At 35.4% G+C, this 17,484-nt stretch carries 18 protein-coding genes; 7 read left to right on the top strand and 11 right to left on the bottom strand.

Annotated features, from left to right (window positions below):
- Positions 1-7 precede the first annotated feature (7 nt).
- Entirely contained in the window at positions 8-811 is an 804-nt protein-coding gene (locus tag WAK64_RS04880; protein ID WP_336585821.1) for a hypothetical protein, read from the bottom strand.
- A 279-nt stretch (positions 812-1,090) separates the two neighbouring features.
- On the opposite strand from WAK64_RS04880, the gene WAK64_RS04875 reads away from it, so the two are divergent.
- A complete protein-coding gene (locus tag WAK64_RS04875; protein WP_336585820.1) occupies positions 1,091-1,345 on the top strand; it encodes a YhdB family protein in 255 nt (84 codons plus the stop codon).
- A 177-nt stretch (positions 1,346-1,522) separates the two neighbouring features.
- Here the strand turns inward: WAK64_RS04875 and WAK64_RS04870 are convergent, their stop codons facing one another.
- The 5 genes from WAK64_RS04870 to WAK64_RS04850 form a co-directional block, all read right to left on the bottom strand.
- Positions 1,523-2,056, bottom strand: coding sequence for an NADPH-dependent FMN reductase (locus WAK64_RS04870; protein ID WP_336585819.1), 534 nt, complete (start codon positions 2,054-2,056; stop codon positions 1,523-1,525).
- Between the two features lie 23 nt (positions 2,057-2,079).
- Entirely contained in the window at positions 2,080-2,712 is a 633-nt protein-coding gene (locus tag WAK64_RS04865; protein WP_336585818.1) for a response regulator transcription factor, read from the bottom strand.
- 12 nt (positions 2,713-2,724) lie between these two features.
- A complete protein-coding gene (locus tag WAK64_RS04860) occupies positions 2,725-3,840 on the bottom strand; it encodes a GAF domain-containing sensor histidine kinase (RefSeq protein ID WP_336585817.1) in 1,116 nt (371 codons plus the stop codon).
- A 258-nt stretch (positions 3,841-4,098) separates the two neighbouring features.
- Positions 4,099-4,818, bottom strand: coding sequence for an SDR family oxidoreductase (locus tag WAK64_RS04855; protein ID WP_336585816.1), 720 nt, complete (start codon positions 4,816-4,818; stop codon positions 4,099-4,101).
- Positions 4,819-4,863: 45 nt separating this feature from the next.
- Positions 4,864-6,600 (bottom strand): phospho-sugar mutase, encoded by a 1,737-nt coding sequence (locus tag WAK64_RS04850; RefSeq protein WP_336585815.1) that lies wholly within the window; start codon positions 6,598-6,600, stop codon positions 4,864-4,866.
- 516 nt (positions 6,601-7,116) lie between these two features.
- Between WAK64_RS04850 and WAK64_RS04845 the strand changes: the two genes are divergently transcribed.
- On the top strand, positions 7,117-7,908 hold the full coding sequence (locus WAK64_RS04845) for a DUF1189 domain-containing protein (RefSeq protein ID WP_336585814.1): 792 nt from the start codon (positions 7,117-7,119) through the stop codon (positions 7,906-7,908).
- Positions 7,909-8,411: 503 nt separating this feature from the next.
- Positions 8,412-8,675, top strand: a complete 264-nt coding sequence (locus WAK64_RS04840) for a DUF2533 family protein (RefSeq protein WP_336585813.1) — start codon at positions 8,412-8,414, stop codon at positions 8,673-8,675.
- A 259-nt stretch (positions 8,676-8,934) separates the two neighbouring features.
- Here WAK64_RS04840 and WAK64_RS04835 read toward each other — a convergent pair whose 3' ends face one another.
- Positions 8,935-9,339, bottom strand: coding sequence for a DUF5365 family protein (locus WAK64_RS04835; protein WP_336585812.1), 405 nt, complete (start codon positions 9,337-9,339; stop codon positions 8,935-8,937).
- Positions 9,340-9,489: 150 nt separating this feature from the next.
- Here WAK64_RS04835 and WAK64_RS04830 point away from each other — a divergent pair, with 150 nt between their 5' ends.
- Positions 9,490-10,407 (top strand): RluA family pseudouridine synthase, encoded by a 918-nt coding sequence (locus WAK64_RS04830; protein ID WP_336585811.1) that lies wholly within the window; start codon positions 9,490-9,492, stop codon positions 10,405-10,407.
- A gap of 206 nt (positions 10,408-10,613) precedes the next feature.
- Here the strand turns inward: WAK64_RS04830 and WAK64_RS04825 are convergent, their stop codons facing one another.
- A complete protein-coding gene (locus tag WAK64_RS04825; RefSeq protein ID WP_336585810.1) occupies positions 10,614-11,318 on the bottom strand; it encodes a pirin family protein in 705 nt (234 codons plus the stop codon).
- Positions 11,319-11,476: 158 nt separating this feature from the next.
- Between WAK64_RS04825 and WAK64_RS04820 the strand changes: the two genes are divergently transcribed.
- The gene (locus tag WAK64_RS04820) at positions 11,477-11,647 is read left to right on the top strand and encodes a hypothetical protein (protein WP_336585809.1); all 171 of its coding nucleotides are present in this window, start codon (positions 11,477-11,479) and stop codon (positions 11,645-11,647) included.
- Positions 11,648-11,767: 120 nt separating this feature from the next.
- Here the strand turns inward: WAK64_RS04820 and WAK64_RS04815 are convergent, their stop codons facing one another.
- A complete protein-coding gene (locus WAK64_RS04815; RefSeq protein ID WP_336585808.1) occupies positions 11,768-12,421 on the bottom strand; it encodes a hypothetical protein in 654 nt (217 codons plus the stop codon).
- Between the two features lie 253 nt (positions 12,422-12,674).
- Between WAK64_RS04815 and WAK64_RS04810 the strand changes: the two genes are divergently transcribed.
- Together WAK64_RS04810 and WAK64_RS04805 are read left to right on the top strand one after the other, a co-directional pair.
- A complete protein-coding gene (locus WAK64_RS04810; RefSeq protein WP_336585807.1) occupies positions 12,675-13,505 on the top strand; it encodes a DUF817 domain-containing protein in 831 nt (276 codons plus the stop codon).
- 287 nt (positions 13,506-13,792) lie between these two features.
- On the top strand, positions 13,793-14,014 hold the full coding sequence (locus tag WAK64_RS04805; protein WP_336585806.1) for a DUF1272 domain-containing protein: 222 nt from the start codon (positions 13,793-13,795) through the stop codon (positions 14,012-14,014).
- A 286-nt stretch (positions 14,015-14,300) separates the two neighbouring features.
- Here WAK64_RS04805 and helD read toward each other — a convergent pair whose 3' ends face one another.
- Positions 14,301-16,577, bottom strand: coding sequence for an RNA polymerase recycling motor HelD (gene helD, locus WAK64_RS04800; protein ID WP_336585805.1), 2,277 nt, complete (start codon positions 16,575-16,577; stop codon positions 14,301-14,303).
- Between the two features lie 537 nt (positions 16,578-17,114).
- A complete protein-coding gene (locus tag WAK64_RS04795; protein ID WP_336585804.1) occupies positions 17,115-17,423 on the bottom strand; it encodes a winged helix-turn-helix transcriptional regulator in 309 nt (102 codons plus the stop codon).
- Positions 17,424-17,484: the final 61 nt, after the last annotated feature.

The raw sequence follows: 17,484 nt of genomic DNA, 5'->3' as shown, positions 1-17,484 counted from the left end.
GATTATCTCACAACTGTTCCGTAAGATTTTGACTTAATATGCTCCATGAATTATTAATCGGATCCTTTACAAAGAAAAAAGAAATAGTTAATACAATGGGACCTGCATTTTTTATATAAACCTTCGACTTCACTTCAAATTTCTTAAACAGTTCTGATACATCCATTTTTTCTGTATGAATATACTCAATGGTATCAATCGTTGAAATGATTTTGAAATCATGTTTATCACTCTGGCTAAGAATCAGAGATAAAATAGATTGATCGTCGTTATTGATAACAGCAGCAAGTGCCTCAAGTAAATGTTGATTGGATAAAGTAAGTAAGTATTCCTTAATCCTTCCTCCAGCTTTAAATACCATTATTTGATGAGCCATGTCTGGAGTAGAAGAGCTATGCGTTGTGCTATTTAAGAAATGAACACAAAAATGGCCAGGGAATCCATTTCGAAGAGCACCAGCACCATGCGGCATACCATTCATCGATGCTGCAACTAACTGATTATCATAAGCCACAATAATGGCCCTTCTTTTCCAGCTCCAACTCCCACTATAAATTTCTTTCATTATTTTCGTATCTTCGTGAGTTATTGGTTGAACATCGGCATGATCACTGCCTGCTCTTCTTTGTACAGAAAAGCGCTGTCCTGTTTCTACATCAACAATGTCAAATTTCGCTCCTTTTGGTATAACCTTGGTCACTTCTTCCCAAGGAAGAAGCTGGATGGTCATTTTCAAACTAGATGCCTTCGCTTGAGAATGGGGATACAGGAATAATATGAAAACAATTGCGTAAATAGATAAATTCTTCATAACAAAATGGATCTCCTATATTAATGTTATGACCTTATCTTTAACCATGGACTTAAAATCATACTTAAGCAATTAACCGTTTATCCTTCCTAAATTAACTTCTACATTTACCATTGTTGTTTCATTACTTCTTAAAGCGACTATAATTTTACTAGTAGCTTTATTTATTCAGCCAATAGAAGGAATTCGCGTAATAGAAACAAACCCAACTTTTTCAACGTTACAAATTCTTTTTGTTCACATACTAATGACAACCCTTCAAAAGGAGGGAGTTAGTATATGAACAAGGTCGATTACGATCGTGCATTGTATTACACTCATCGTTCGGAATGGGATAATTTATTAATCCTAATGGTCCGAACAAAGGATGACCTTTTGTCTAAACGAATTGAACATTTTTTGCATGCTTATAATTTTTCAAAAGATTATCAGGAAGTAGAAGGAAAATTCTATTGCCTAATGCGGTATATAGAGCATGCCAATAGCCAAATTTCTGGATTTTTTGAAGTGGAACAAACCTTCATGAAAGTTTAATTTTTCTCCACTTATTTCAGATTAGGGAGAAAAAATGAAACCACCTGTGAATGAATCATTCACAGGTGGTAATAATCAAATTATTTAATGAGAAAAAATTTATAGAGAATGGAAATCAAAACAAGATATAACCATTCATAAAAAACATTTATCATCCAACTCTTCGTGGATATCGCGTTACGTATTCTTTTTTAGTTCGATGCTTATTTTCGTATACAACAGGAGCTCTTGGATTAAATCATCGATTTTAATTGCAGCCTCTGGCAATAAAGTTTGACGCTCGTTATCAAAGCTATCAGGATCTAATACAAGCTGTTTAGGAATAACATTTGCGTACACTCCTCTTGCAACTGTTCTCATATTGTTTAAGCAATTGACTCCACCTTTACCACCACCTGCACAGGCAAGGAGCCCTACTGGCTTATGTGAGAATTGTTCACTACCTAAAAAGTCTAACGCATTTTTCAACGCGCCACTCATTCCACTATGATATTCTGGGGAAGCTAAAATAATGGCGTCTGCATTTTTAACCATTTCTTTCAGATTGATAATTGCTGACTCTTTATTCTGTACATCTTCTCCCGTATAAAGTGGAATCGACTGTTCACATAAGTCAATCAAATGAAATTGGTATTTATCTGCTATATATTTGGAGGCAATTCTTGTTCTACCAGCTTTCCTAGGTGTTCCATTAATAATTAATATATTCATTTTTCTCTTCCTTTTCTTATGATTTATACAATTCCATGTTTCACAGCATATAAGGCAGCCTGAGTACGATCGGCCACATCTAGCTTGGAAAAAATATTTGAAATATGGCTTTTTACTGTTTTCTCTGTAATGAACAAGCTAGCCGCAATCTCTTTATTGCTTTTTCCTTTTGTTAACTGTTGTAGCACTTCCATCTCTCGCTTTGTTAAATCATCCAAACGATTTTTTTGGTCAGGTTTTATCATTTTAGTTAGTAGTTGGGACGTCGCCTTAGGGTGAAGTGATTTCTCTCCTTCTACGACTTGCCGAATACTTTTTACAAGCTCATCAGGTTCGATATCTTTCAACTGGTAACCTGATGCGCCTGCCTCTAAAGCTGGTATGACATGCTCTTGATCTGCAAAACTAGTCAACATAATAATCGAGATTTTCGGCTCGTTTTGCTTAATGATACGAGTGGCTTCAACCCCATCCATCACCGGCATAATAAAATCCATTAAAATGACATCAGGGTTGAGTTCATTAGCTAATGAAACCGCTTCTTTTCCATTTTGTGCTTCCCCAATAATCTCAATATCTTTTTGCGTCTTTAAAAAAAACACCAATCCTCTTCTCACAACATGATGGTCATCTGCTATTAAAACCTTAATTGTCAATTTCTTCTCCTCCTACTTCGGAAGCTCTGTCACAATTTTCGTCCCTTTTCCTACTACACTTTCCATTCGAAACAGTCCATTTAATCCTTCTGCACGTTCTTTCATACTTTGAATTCCCATCGACGGAAGGGTGTTTTTCAGGTCAACATGAAAGCCGCAGCCATTGTCTTCTACAATTAATTTGATTGATGACATCGTCGATTCTAAATATACGTTTACCTCTTCAGCACCTGAGTGCTTTTTACTATTATTTAGTGCTTCTTGTGTAATTCTCCATAATGATTCCTCCACATTACTAGGGAGAGAAATGACACCCTTTACCGAAAAATTCACCTGAATGCCCAGCATTTCAGCATAGCCTTTTACCGCCTCTACTAGTCCGTTTTCGAGCCCTCTAGGGCGCAGCTGCCAAATTAAGGCTCTCATTTCAGACAATGCTCTTTGAGAAAGATCTTGTATATCGTGGAAAATCTCTTTTACCTCTTCACTCTCGGCTAATTCCTTTCCGCCTCTTGCTGTTAATGTAAGGGAAAATAACAATTGATTAACAGAATCATGTAAATCCCTAGCCAAACGATTTCTCTCCGCCATCACTCTTATGTCTTGTTCCTTTTTCGTAAGCGTAATTCGTTTAATGGCTGAACCAATTTGAAAGGCTACTGATTCCAGTAAGGCTAATTCTTCATCGTTAAAAAAACTTTTATACGGTGCTGCTACATTTAATAGACCAAAAGCTTCTTCTCCTGATTGAAGTGGAACTGTTGCGTGATATAGAATCCCTTGGTGATCTGTTCTTTTCGATGCAATTGCATCGTCTACTCGTTTGCACTCCATTATATTAGACGCTTTTTTAAGTGTACCTTTTCGGTATTTGTTCACACACCAACAGTTCCCCTCCTTCATCCCCTTACATGATTCATGTGTAAGAGCAGGGGGTAGACCAATTTGAGTCATGAGGGTATGTGTTTGTTGATTTTCCACAAAAAAAATCCAACCCGCTGTAAACGAAGTACGTTTCACTAATCGCTCTACAGCCTGTTTAAGCATCGACTCCATTTCAGTTTCTTCATTTAACACTTCAGCAATCTCTTTTAAAAGTTGAACATTACTTGAAAACTCTTCATTCATAGGCAATGACCTCAATCCCTTAAATCTCTTACTATTATTATAATCAAATAGACTAAAGTTGATATTCGACATTAGCTGGAAGATTTCCTACGACTTTCGGCTGAGAATAAGCATTTTTGTGAAAATTCTACAGCCATTCTATCCATACACCTTTTGACAAATGAATGACAATCAACTTGTCTAATAACCAATTTCTATTTCTAAACCGAATCCTTCCGAATAAAAAAGCGAAGAGACCTATTCTCTCTTCGCTTTTTGTTACGCTATTGGATATTGCTGAACTAGTGGGTGAATGACCATCTCGTCAATCACCATATGTTTCGGTGCACTTGCCATATATACAACAGCCGAGGCGATATCCTTTACTTTAAGCCATTCTTCTTTATCTGGAGAGCCTTGGTTTGACCCAGCAAAGTACGTATCCACCATTCCTGGATTTACGGTTCCAACACGAATTCCATATTCACGAACTTCTTGAGCAAGTGAGCCAGAGAAGCCTTGAACGGCATATTTCGATGCTGTATAAGCTGCGCCATTAGGAATCGTATACCTTGCTACATCTGAAGAAATAGTAAGAATCGTTCCGCCTTTCTTCTCTTTCAACGTTGGTAGCACCGCTTTCGAGAGAATAAAGACACCTTGCACATTTACTTCGAACAGATGCTTCCATTCATCAACCGTTACTTCTTCAACCTGCTTGAAAAAACCTACTCCTGCATTATTTATTAATAAATCAATTGTTCCAAATTTCTCGAGTGTTTTATTTATCGCTCCTTGAACAGCTTCCTCATCTGCAACATTTGCTTTTATGGGGAGTACATGTTCATACCCACGAGCCTTTATATCTTCTGCTGATGCAAAGATTTCATCAGAACTTCCTATTAACACAAGTTTTGCACCTTGTTCAGCAAGCTGATATGCAATTTCCTTTCCAATACCTCTAGAGGCACCAGTCACAATCGCAACTTGATCTTTCATCTAAAACTCTCTCCTTTTAAATAGAAAGGTTTCCTACATTTATTACTAGTTAGTATGAAGGAGACCATTTACCTTTTCCATTAATGCTTTCATATACTTTTCAAGTTTTTTATCACTATTTTGTAATGAATCATCCATTACACTCAAATAGAATTTCACTTTCGGCTCTGTTCCCGATGGGCGGATACAGAACCATGAGCCATCCTCTAAAAAGTATTTCAGCACATTAGATTTCGGTAAATTGATTGTTGTTTGCTTTGTAGATGTTAGGTCATTACGGATAGACGTTGAGTAATCTTCAATGGAAGAAACCTTTATTCCAGCTAGTTCTTTGATTGGTTCTTCCCGTAATGAAAGTAAAATCGATTGGATTTGTTCCGCTCCTTGCTTTCCTTTTAACGTAAGTGATTTCATTCCTTCTTTATAGAATCCATGCTCTTCATATAGGTCAAGTAAAACATCGTAAAGTGTTTTCCCTTGTTTTTTATAGTATGCTGCTGCCTCCGTCGCAATCAATACCGCTTGAATAGCATCTTTATCACGAGCGAAGTCTCCAATTAAATACCCATAGCTTTCTTCATAACCAAAGACGAATGTATAATCTTTTGACTGCTCATATTGTTTAATTTTCTCTCCAATAAACTTAAATCCTGTTAAAACATCTTCTGTTGCCATATTGTACTTTTGGGCTATTTGACGTCCAAGCTCAGAAGTTACAATCGTTTTAAAGACAATTCCATTTTCAGGAAGTGTGTTCTTTTCACTTTTCTGACTTAATATATAGTTCAACATTATGGCACCAGTTTGATTCCCGGTCAGTAGGACATACTCTCCATCAGGTTTTTTAACGGCTACACCAACGCGGTCTGCGTCTGGATCTGTTGCTATTAATATATCTGCATCTACTTCTTTTCCATCTCGAATGGCTAACTCAAAAGCCGCATGTTCTTCTGGGTTTGGTGAAGCAACAGTAGAAAAGTTAGCATCTGGATCAGCCTGTTCTTTGACGATGTAGACATGCTCATATTCTAGTGCATCAAATACACGATTTACCATCATTTTCGCCGTTCCATGAAGCGGAGTGAAGACCACTCGTAACGACGTCTCTTTAGCTGCTTGTGGGTTCTCAGAAATAGATAGTAAGTGCTCTAGATAGGATTGATCAATCTCTTCACCAATCACTTTTATTAATCCTCTTTCTTTCAATACATCCTCTGATTCAACTTGAATGGCTAATTCATTCTCCACTTTATTAACCATTGCAATGACCTTATCAGCTTCTTTAGGAGGTAACTGAGCACCATCATCGCCATACACTTTGTATCCATTATATTCAGGAGGATTATGACTAGCTGTTACCACAATTCCAGAAAATGCCTTTAAGTAGCGTAAAGCAAATGATAGTTCTGGAGTCGAACGTAACGATTCAAATATGTATGTCTGAATTCCGTGTGTAGCTAACGTTTTTGCTGCTTCCATCGAAAATTCTGGCGACTTATGACGAGAATCAAAAGCAATCACTACCCCACGCTTTTTAGCTTCTTCACCATGCTTTTCAATATATCGGGCAAGTCCCTCTGAAGCCTTTCTCACTGTATATAAATTCATTCGATTTGTACCAGGGCCTATTTCTCCTCTCATTCCCCCTGTCCCAAATTCGAGATTCTTATAAAAAGCATCTTCTAACAGGCTTTCATCTTTTATATTCATTAATTGTGAACGCAATTCTTGATCTAATTGATTATCTTTTATCCATTTTTGGTAAATATCTTTCCAGTTCATCCTAGTCCTCCTAAATCGGTATATGGTATTTTAGTCTACCGCTTTCATAAGGTGAATTCAACATTTTTAAGTAACTTCTAATTTATCAATTTTAAGTTCTTCTTCCTCCATTCACAATGAAGATTACTCCAAACAGTTTACTTAAATTATAACAAATTAAGGTGAAAATGTACCCATTGAAGCCACCTATCCACAGGAACAATTCAATTTCACCTCTCATATATATTCCTTACATTTTGATTAAGCACTTTCATTTTACTAGTCATAGAAGGTAGGTGACTGAACATAAAGATATTAACAAGCTGGCAATGAGTTTCTTGTAGGCACCGATTTTATATTTTCTGTATAAGTCTCAAGTGAGCAACGCCTCTACACTCATTTAATTTTTTCACGAAGAAAAATGATTTAGAAGTAAATACCGACCACCTAAATCACATCCCATTTGTCCTTATTTTTGAGAAGGAATCTATTGCCTCAAGTCCTCAGCCTATTAAGAAAATGGAAAGGAGTATATAAATGAAAGAAAATAAGAAATCTTTTATTCAAAAAGTCCGATACTCAGTATCATCACCAAATCAATTCCAAAATATGGCTACTGAAGGGGTTGGTCGTGCCGTTCTGTATTTATTATTACTTACCTTCACGATAGGTTTGTTTTTCGCTATAATTCAAAGTTACAAATTCACAAATTTAATTGATGGATTTATTGATGAGATAGAGTCAGAGTTACCAGATTTCACACTAAATAATGGAGAATTAAACGTTGAAGGAGACCAGCAGGTTATAATTGAAGATGAAGGAACGATTATCATCATTGATGATGCTGAAAATATAGACATAGACTTAATGAGAGCTGAAATACAAACATATGATTCAGCCCTATTCATTTTAAAGGATCGTATTATTAACAAAAGCAATTTTGTAATAGATGAATTTAAGTATAAAGATTTTGGTAACTTTTCACTTGATAAGCAATCTATATTAGATTTTCTCCCTCTTATTAAGTGGTTAAGTCTTCTCATTGGTTTCATTATTATCACTTGGTTTTTCGTCAGCAAGTTGATTCTTGGGCTCCTATATGCATTAATTGGCCTCATCATTGCAGCTATTCTCAACAAAAAACTCTCCTATGGAATTTTATATGCTATCGGCATCTATGCCATCACAGCTCCTACCATTCTCGATGTTTTTGCTTCTTTATTTGGAGGATATTTACCGTGGTATGCCTTCTTCATCATTACGATGGTTTATATGGGAATCGCAATTAACAAATGGGGAACCATTGACCAAGATACCGTAACAAAATAATCATAAAGAAAGTAAAACTTTATAGAGAATGATTCCCGCTGACCATTTCAACAAATGCCAACTATTTAAAAGACCTCGTTAACATTTATTAAGACCTTTTGATGATAGTGATAAATAAAAAGGCGTACACTTTCTTCAGAAGGATACGCCTTTTTATTTTCATCTACTGCCACTACCAAGAAAACAGCTTTATTAACGATAGAATATCTGTATATCCATCAGTTTAACATCAACAGTCTCAACTTCAATCATCTCATTTTTTACCCTCATAGAAAGATATACATCCGTTGCTTTTATTCGACGCTAGGAAGCTTGATCAAATAATTCCCCTAAAATAACCTTCCAATCCCATCTTTCTAGTACCTTCGATACGTTTCAGCTAACATCAAATAATATACTTAATTTCTCTCGTGCTAGCAAAAGGCGTTTTTCTTAGAAGAAAATCTTGCAGGATTTATCCATAACGAGGCATAATAGAAGAAGCATTTGATAGGAGTGACCATATGAGTGTACATAAAGCGATAACTAAACTAACCAAAAAGCATAATGAAATCGCCTCACAATTTGCTACATTAGAGCAACAACGTGAAGTATTTATTTCCGAGGCTATACATTTATGTCAGCAAAACAAATCGTTTACAACTAATAAAATTAACTCTATTACAAACGAAATGAATGAGCTGGCCAAATCAGGTGTCGTTCCCCAACGTAAACTTGTTTCAGAAGAAATGGTAAAGGAATATGTGGGCCGACTTAATCAGTCATAACCTAAAAAAAGTGCTCGATTATTTAAAATGAGCACTTTTTTTGTACCTTCGTTGCAAAAAGAAACAATTAATAGTATAAGATAAAAAGGGCATATTCACTATTATATAATGAAATTTCTTCTGAATTAATCACGAAATGTTAACTATATATAGATTTACATTTACATTTATTCACTCATGCGAGTGAGGAAGACGGCATTTTTTATATTTAAAGTTAATTCATCGCTTTATCAATAGAAAAAACCCCTTATTAGGGGTTTTAAGCTAAATATTCATTAGCTGGCTTATCAAAAACAGTAAGCGGATCAAATTGATTTAGTTTTTGTACAAAAAGAGCATAGGAAAAAGGAAAAAATACATCCTTTTGTGATAAAATTTCTACATTTCTCACAAACATTTGCTCATAGTGATGTTGGTTTTGGTTAACATCACTAGATTCAATAATGGAAATCAACGTATCAAGACAAGAAATAACCGTAAACGATTCTCTTAACGTCCCTAGGAACTCGCGATTTTGTGGAGAGATATACAGTACATTCATCTTCTTATACAGTTGAATTTCTTGTTCAGAGAAATACATAGGAAAAATACGTACATAAAAATAATTAATAAGATTGCGGATTTTCTCTTCTTGCATTTCCGTCGATGCAGATTGAATTTTCACTAACACCCCACCTTTTTCCTTAACATAATTCTAGCTCAACATTTAAAGAATAACACAATCAAATTACATGCTAACGTGGTAATTATCTCCATGGAACCGCTATCAATTCATTTACCTCAATAGCTACGATTAAACAGAAAGAGGTTTCTTATGAACTTTAAAAGACAAGGAAATACATTTATCCTTCAAATTTCAGGATTATTTGAAAAACTTACGATCAATGAATTGCTCCAAACAAAATGGAATGCCCCTAAAAAGCTGATTCACCAGTTTAGAATGGAAAAAGCGATAAAAGTTAATGGACTAGGTCAACCTTGGAACAATGAGCTTAAGTTAGGTGATCTCCTTTCCATAGAATTATTTAAAGAGGAGGCGTATGGTTTTTTACCTCATAATGTGAACGCACAGATCTTGTTTGAAGATGACCATTTATTAGTCGTAAACAAACCAGCCGGCGTCGATACTCATCCAAATAGTCCTGATCAAACGAATACACTAGCTAATGGAGTAGCCTTTCATTTAAAAGAAAAAGGGGAACAATGTCGAGCTTACCCCATTCATCGATTAGACAGACATACAACTGGAGCTGTAATTTTTGCTAAACACGCATTAAGTCAAGCCATTTTAGATCGAATGCTTAGAGAACGAAAAATTAAACGAACATACTGGGCACTAGCACATGGAAAAATGAAAGAAGATAAAGGAACCATTCAAAAAAACATTGGTAGAGACCGTCACCACCCTACTAGGAGGAGGGTATCTCCAAAAGGGCAAACGGCGGTCACCCATTATCAAAAGCTGTGCTACTACCCGAAAGCAAAACTAACACTCGTAGAACTGTCTCTCGATACTGGTCGAACTCATCAAATTCGTGTCCACATGAGCAACCTAGGTCACCCCTTAGCAGGAGATACTTTATACGGCGGGACACAGATTTTCCCAAATCAAGCTTTACACGCTCGAAAAATATCCTTCCAGCATCCATTAACTTTCGAAAAAATCGAATGTACCGCACCCTTTCTTCAAGAAGAGGTTTGGGATATTGTGGGTGATGATTTCAGAACCTAAAGTAAGGAAGCATTTAACTCTAAGTAATTATAGTAAGTGGAATAGATGAAGTAACTCTTCTATTTTTTAATGGAACTGTACAGCAGTCATTCCTTACCTACCATCCATAATCAAACAGAAAGAGCTAGATTCTTATCTAGCTCTTTCTGTTTGATTAGGATAGATTTAAACATTTTACATTACACTTTACTTGTTGTGAAAAGTCATTATGCAGGTAAATCAATTAACATAAATCGTGTGTTTTCGTTTGCTAAGATATCCAAATTACTTTTATTTGAAATTCTTACAGAATCACGTCTATACAGCGTTTTACCTTTTATAGAGAGTTCCCCTTCTATAACAAAAATTAATATTTTTCTTCCCTCATCTTGTGTAAAAGGCAATTCCTTGCCCTTTTCTAAATCAGATAAATAAATCGTTAAATTTTGGTTGATATATGCAATTTCTTTACCACTGTGTGTTTTTGAAACAACAGGTAGCAAATTATTTTTTAGTTGATCAACATTAAATTCTGTTTTCTCATATGAAGGGGTTAAATTGCTTTCGTCTGGAAAAAACCACATTTGCAAAAAGTTAACCTCTTCATTACTCGAAGGATTTACTTCTGAATGAACTACGCCCGTTCCAGCGGTCATTCTTTGAATACCACCGAATGTAGTAACAGCCGATTGACCTGTCGAATCTTCATGCTTCAACTGTCCATCTAAAACAAGCGACACAATTTCCATTTCACTATGTGGATGAGCACCAAACCCTCGTAAAGGCTTAACAATATCGTCATTGAGTACTCTCATCGGACCAAAACTTACGTTAGTATCGTCATGAAATTCTGCAAAAGAAAAACTATGTCGCCCAATTAACCAACCATGATCTGCTTTAAATCTATCATCAGCTCGATATATTGTGAACATTACCATCACCTCAAAATATATTTTAAAAAATCTCGAATTCAATTATCTTTAATTCAAGATAATTATATCGTTTATTTCTTTCATTGTCAACCACTGGAAGGAACCTCCACGTATGGTCTACACACTTTACCTGATAATAGAAAAAGGAGGTGTTTGATATGCAAAATAAGCCGTTTCATTCTAAGAAAAAAATAGCTGTGAACCCGTCCACAAGTCCTTCTCTCGTAATCAAAACAAATCTAGATCCCGAAGATGCAACTGTTGAAAATCCCTATCTAACAGAGAATACAAATGATAAGGAAAAAACGTTACATTTCTTTGACGAGTAAAAAAGTGGATGATTGTATAATAATATAGATCCCCACCACCTATTAGCGATAAAAAAGACTATGTGAAATAAAGAAAAAACGCCTAGAAAGTAACTTCTAAGCGTTTTTATTCGAATATATTTAGATATCTTTTTTATGGCTAGTTCCTGTGAAAACCACTAAAAGCACTCCCATTAAAATGAACAATAGGGTAATATTAGTGAATTGACCATTGAACGCAGTCCCAGCGGCAAAAAATGAACCGAGCCCAAGGGCCACTCCCGCTAGTGCAATCGCACCGGCAAAACAACACAAGCCACTTTGACATTTTTTTAGTGACATGAGGATAACCAAAAAAGCAGTGATAGAAATTGTTAGTAAGATCATCACCCATAGAATAAATAATAATAAGTTGAATTCTTCGAGAGACACAATAAAAATGACACTTGCCCCGTATCCTATTCCTGCCAGAGCAAAGCCTCCGCCTAAACAACAAAATTCTTTTTTCTTTACTACAGATAGCAAGGTAAAGCCTGACACTAAAAGGGCAATAAGGAACAAAACAGCCAATGCTATAATATTGACTATCTCTACAAACTCGTCACTACCCACGAAGATTGCGGAAGACGCTGCGAAGAAACCTAATGAGGAAGAGACAACCGCAAGTGCAACTCCCCCACCTATACAACAAATACGATTCTCCTTCTTGAAGGATAGTACTAAACTAATGATCGCAATCGTAGCTAATATTAGCAAAAAGATAAGCCCTGTTATAATAACGATTTCCATCTCCATTGTAGGTATAACATCCCCTCCTTACTATTATAATTCTATGTTTGTGATGAAAAAAAAGACGAACAAATTAGGTTAATAGATATCTAGGTTTAAAATAACATCTGATATAAATAGAATTATACTTATTAAAAGAAACCTTAGAACCCTACAAGTAATAATAACGTTTTATATTGAAAAACAATTATTTATTATTGAATAACAATAAAAAACAAGATAAAATGAAGAAAAATTATGTTTTGTTGAGGTGTCTTATATGAAGCATTTTCAAAACTTTCTCTATTTTGGCTTTGAGCAAGCAAAATCTTGTCTCTTTCCCATCATTATTTTTTTGTCGCTCGCATTAACAAAAATGATTGAGATTCCCTTTATCGCACGTTATGACCTCATTTTGCTGATTTGCCTAATGGCGCAAATCATGATGATCCTATTCAAGTATGAAACGATGGATGAAGTTAAAGTCATTATTGTTTTTCATCTCATTGGACTTGCCCTTGAATTATTTAAGGTTCAAATGAGCTCATGGTCATACCCTGAGGAAGCCATTTCAAAAATATATGGAGTGCCACTGTATAGTGGGTTTATGTATGCAAGTGTGGCCAGCTATATGTGCCAAGCATGGCGCAGATTAGATTTACGATTAAATCGTTGGCCTTCTTCCTGGGTCACAATCATGCTGGGGTCAAGTATCTATTTTAATTTTTATACGCACCATTACATCATGGATTTAAGATGGATATTAAAGATAACAATACTTCTTGTTTTCATTAAAACGTATGTATCATTTACAGTAAACAAAACGTCCTACAAAATGCCACTTATTGTTTCATTCATTCTTATCGGGTTTTTTATTTGGATTGCCGAAAATATTGCTACTTTTTATGGCGCCTGGACATATCCTAATCAAGAGCAGACTTGGCAAATTGTTCATCTCGGGAAAATAAGCTCTTGGCTTTTACTCGTCATTGTCAGCTTTATGATTGTTGCAGAACTGAAACATGTGAAATCCACTAAGGAATTCATATCTAAGCGCAGGAAAACAACAATCTTGGAAAAAGTGGGAATAACGTCCCCTCTTAAATGGTAGGGATCGTAAAGAATCGGTAGGAGAAAATCTTGATTAAACCTCACTTATTTTTCATTCGATACGCTACTTGCTCGTTAGCATCATTAGAGAATTATTAATCACAAAAATAATTAATTCTTTTAAGACATCCTTTTGAGGCGTTGAGTTAAAGGGAGCAACTCTTTCCCATGAAATGATAAAAAAGCTAGAAATGATTCGTTTTAAATGGTCATAATTCCTTTTTAGTTGAATGTATACTGTAAGGAAGAATGAAGTAGTAAGCAATGTATCAAAAAGGGGGAAAGTTCGTGAGTTTAAAAATGAAGAAAAACTGTGAAACATGTAATCAGACGTTGCTAAAAAAGGATGAAGCCTATATATGTTCATATGAGTGTACATTTTGTCTTCCATGTAGTGAGGGTTTCAATTATATTTGTCCGAACTGCTATGGCGAACTAGTGAGAAGGCCAAAAAGAGACCCGAAAATAAAAACGGTTATGAATATAGTATCTAATTCGAAAAAAAAATGATGAGGTGACACTTTGAAGATTGTTTAACACTAATGTGCCACCTACTTTCCATTATCCGTTCCTCCACGCAAATAAATTTTATAAGGTGGAGGAACGATAGGATACTTTATTGCCTAGAATGAATCATCACATCATGAGAAGAAACCGACTTCTAACATCTCTCCGCCTCTTCACTCACCCGTCCTGTCACCTTTGCAACAAGTTATATAGGTTAGTTTCCGAAATCAGTTTATGTCTACACTTTCCTTTGTATATTTAAAAGACGTAGCTCTTAATCTTTTTACTATCAAGCATGAAAGGGGTTAGATAATAAGAATAACTCCTCTCTTTCTCCTAAAAAATACAAGCGATGAAGTGGTCTCGTCATCGATACATACAATAGCTTTATGTCTAGTTCCTCATCAGCTGAGAAGGGCTCTGTAATAGAAATAATCATAACAACATCAAATTCAAGTCCTTTCGCTAAATAAGATGGAACCACGATTATTTTGTCTTTCGGAATGCTTTCCTGTTCTTTTAATAGCTTCACAGAATGTGGCTTTATTCTTTCTAATGCTTTCGCTATTATTTCACAATCCTTCATCGTCTTACCTATGATCGCAAATGTTTGAAATGCCTCATTTGTTAAAGAACCTATTTTCTCTACAATAATAGGAGCCATTTCAAGTTCTGTAGCTTTAATAAACTCGGGCTCCTCTCCATGTCTGACAACAGGATTTACTTTTGGAAAATCATAAGGAAGGCGAGTAAGCAACTTGTTGGCTTCCTCCATAATCTCAACCGTTGTACGGTAGCTCTTTTGGAGCTCTGTGTATGTTGCTCTTGGGAAGATATCTTCGTATACATCCTTCCATGAGGTTAGACCTCGATAAGAATGAATCCCTTGTGCTAAGTCTCCTACAAGGGTAAACATATCTGTCTCGAAGGCTGTTTTTAACGATTGAATTTGTAAGTAGCTATAGTCTTGAGCTTCATCTATAACCACATTTTTTACTTTTAAATCTTTGTCAATGCCAAATAGATGGGTTTGTAAATATAATAATGGTGCTAAGTCTTCTAATTCGTAACGCTTTTTCCTAATATGATTATTCGTATAGTAACAAATCTCTCTCGCTTCTTCATACGTTAATCGATTCCTTGATAATTGAACAAGTGTTTCATGGTCGGAAAAAAGCTCTGTATAGTAGGCTAACAGTTTCTTTTTTTCAAATTGCTTCATATAGCGACTAACAGCCGAACGAATTTGTTGTTTCAGTTCTTTAAGTCTTGCCTCTTTTTTATCAAGGGCTTGCGTTACATACTCTTTTCTTTCTTTACTTTCGCGTCGAAGTAAGGCTTTTTCAATTTTATCATCATAAAATTTTTCGACCTTCATTAGCATTTGCTTTTTATTCGATCGTACAGTGCTTTGTAAAATTGTTTTTAGCTTCTCAACTCGTTTATATAGGGGTAAATAATAATACTCTTCCAACATTAGTTTTGTATATTTTTTCGAAGAATATAGTCGATACTTATCAACAGTAAAATCTTCTTCAGGAACAAATCGTAAGTAAATCCCTTGAATAAAACGATCGAGAATTTCCTTCATCAGTTTTGAACCTTTAAAACCCGATACTCGACTGGCTAATAGTTCTTCTTCTGTAGGATTTTCAATAAGTTTTACAAGCTTTTCATCCGACATTAAGGTTAATTTCTCTTGGATGCATTGAAGAGTGTAATCGGTAAAGGTTGTTTGGCGAATTCTTTCCACGCCCAGTTCGGGCAGTGCTTCTGAGATATAATCGATAAATAGGTTACTTGGTGCAAGTATCATAAGCTGTCGTGGATCAAAATATTGTTTATAATTGTAGATAAAATAGGAGATACGATGGAGAGCTATCGTTGTCTTTCCACTTCCAGCTGCTCCCTGAACAATAATCGGCTTATTTAAATCCGCTCGAATGATGCGGTTTTGTTCTTCTTGGATGGTTGTAATAATTTCGGTCAGTCGATTACTTGAGCTTTTCGCTAAAGAATCTTGCAGAAGTTCGTCAGTAGTCGTTAAGTCAATATCACGGATTTCCTCTAATAAGCCGTCTTCAATCATGAGTTGACGTTTTAGTGATAAATCACCATGATACGTTTCACCTTCTGCTTCATAGGAGACTTGACCAATCCTACCCTCATAATAAAGATTAGCAATTGGCGAACGCCAATCCACTATAATCTGTTCTTGGTTATCTCGCTGATATAATGAAGTTTTCCCAATGTAGTGCTTTTCTCGTTTGGAAACGCCCTCTTGCTGAAAATCAATTCGAGCAAAGTAAGGTTTTTTCATCGCTTTTCTTAATGCATTCAACTCATCAATGGAGACTTCATAAAAATGGGCATTCGCGAGGAGGTCAAGATAAGCAGCCGATGATTCAATAAAATCAATATCACCGAAAGCCTCCTTCATGTTTTGCTGAAACTGTTGCTTACTCGTTTCCGCTGTTCGAATAACGGCATCAATATACCGTTTCGTAAATTCAAGACGTTGTTGTTCAGACGGTATATCTGGATGGTTTAGTGTGTGTTCAGTCATCTTTTTCTCCTTCCTTCTTTTTTCAGCCGCAATGGAGAAATATATCTGACGGTTGGGGTAATTAAAGAGCAGGAAAACATATTATCAGAAAAATAGAAACAGTTCAATCTTTTTCTATTATTTTTTCCATATATTTAAGGATATAGTACATAGATGATTTTTCTTTGAACAACAAAAAACGAAGATAAACCATTGATGATTTACCTTCGTCTTTAAGCTTTACGATGTTCTTTCTACTCAAAGAGAGAAATTAACCAAACAAATTTTGGGAGATGGAAGTCACATATGTCGTTGGATACACAGCAATAAAACATTGCCTATTTACAGTTCATTTGCGCGTAGTTATGGCTTTTTTAAAACAGAAATCTACGTAGTATCGAGAATAATAATAAGGCTGCAATTACAAACATAATAATAATGAGAATTTTTTCTTCTTTATTCCCAAACATATACTTCCCTCCAATGAAAATGGGATGTTTCGTCTATTACATATTAATAGACCCTTCCTTAATATCACTAACGTATTGAAACATAAAACTATAACCAATCATTTGCCCATTCTTCTACATTATTTAAAACCGCACTTAATGAATTCCCTTTTTCAGACAGCTCATACTGTATAATAATGGGTGTTGCAGAGAGGACGGAACGAATAATAATATTATTTTCTTCTAATTCCTTTAAGCGAGCAGATAACACTTTTTCGCTAATTAATGGAATTTGACTTTTTATATCTTTAAAACGGTGCGGTCCTGTCAATAATACTTTAATGAGGATACCATTCCACCGTTTTCCAAGCAACATAAAGGCTTCCTCGAATTTAGGACAGATACATGAGCTTTTCATCAATACACATCCTTAACGCATATTTCTTGACGTTCCATCTTATCTACTTTATAGTAAACAC

Source organism: Bacillus spongiae (assembly GCF_037120725.1).
Taxonomy (GTDB): domain Bacteria; phylum Bacillota; class Bacilli; order Bacillales; family Bacillaceae_K; genus Bacillus_CI; species Bacillus_CI spongiae.
This window is presented reverse-complemented; position numbering and strand designations above follow the sequence as displayed.

What these genes read in the sequence shown, in the direction of transcription:
- WAK64_RS04880 (WP_336585821.1), bottom strand. Translation starts at nt 811, where the DNA reads ATGAAGAATTTATCTATTTACGCAATTGTTTTCATATTATTCCTGTAT.
- WAK64_RS04875 (WP_336585820.1), top strand. Translation starts at nt 1,091, where the DNA reads ATGAACAAGGTCGATTACGATCGTGCATTGTATTACACTCATCGTTCG.
- WAK64_RS04870 (WP_336585819.1), bottom strand. Translation starts at nt 2,056, where the DNA reads ATGAATATATTAATTATTAATGGAACACCTAGGAAAGCTGGTAGAACA.
- WAK64_RS04860 (WP_336585817.1), bottom strand. Translation starts at nt 3,840, where the DNA reads ATGAATGAAGAGTTTTCAAGTAATGTTCAACTTTTAAAAGAGATTGCT.
- WAK64_RS04855 (WP_336585816.1), bottom strand. Translation starts at nt 4,818, where the DNA reads ATGAAAGATCAAGTTGCGATTGTGACTGGTGCCTCTAGAGGTATTGGA.
- WAK64_RS04850 (WP_336585815.1), bottom strand. Translation starts at nt 6,600, where the DNA reads ATGAACTGGAAAGATATTTACCAAAAATGGATAAAAGATAATCAATTA.
- WAK64_RS04845 (WP_336585814.1), top strand. Translation starts at nt 7,117, where the DNA reads ATGAAAGAAAATAAGAAATCTTTTATTCAAAAAGTCCGATACTCAGTA.
- WAK64_RS04840 (WP_336585813.1), top strand. Translation starts at nt 8,412, where the DNA reads ATGAGTGTACATAAAGCGATAACTAAACTAACCAAAAAGCATAATGAA.
- WAK64_RS04830 (WP_336585811.1), top strand. Translation starts at nt 9,490, where the DNA reads ATGAACTTTAAAAGACAAGGAAATACATTTATCCTTCAAATTTCAGGA.
- WAK64_RS04825 (WP_336585810.1), bottom strand. Translation starts at nt 11,318, where the DNA reads ATGTTCACAATATATCGAGCTGATGATAGATTTAAAGCAGATCATGGT.
- WAK64_RS04820 (WP_336585809.1), top strand. Translation starts at nt 11,477, where the DNA reads ATGCAAAATAAGCCGTTTCATTCTAAGAAAAAAATAGCTGTGAACCCG.
- WAK64_RS04815 (WP_336585808.1), bottom strand. Translation starts at nt 12,421, where the DNA reads ATGGAGATGGAAATCGTTATTATAACAGGGCTTATCTTTTTGCTAATA.
- WAK64_RS04810 (WP_336585807.1), top strand. Translation starts at nt 12,675, where the DNA reads ATGAAGCATTTTCAAAACTTTCTCTATTTTGGCTTTGAGCAAGCAAAA.
- helD (WP_336585805.1), bottom strand. Translation starts at nt 16,577, where the DNA reads ATGACTGAACACACACTAAACCATCCAGATATACCGTCTGAACAACAA.
- WAK64_RS04795 (WP_336585804.1), bottom strand. Translation starts at nt 17,423, where the DNA reads ATGAAAAGCTCATGTATCTGTCCTAAATTCGAGGAAGCCTTTATGTTG.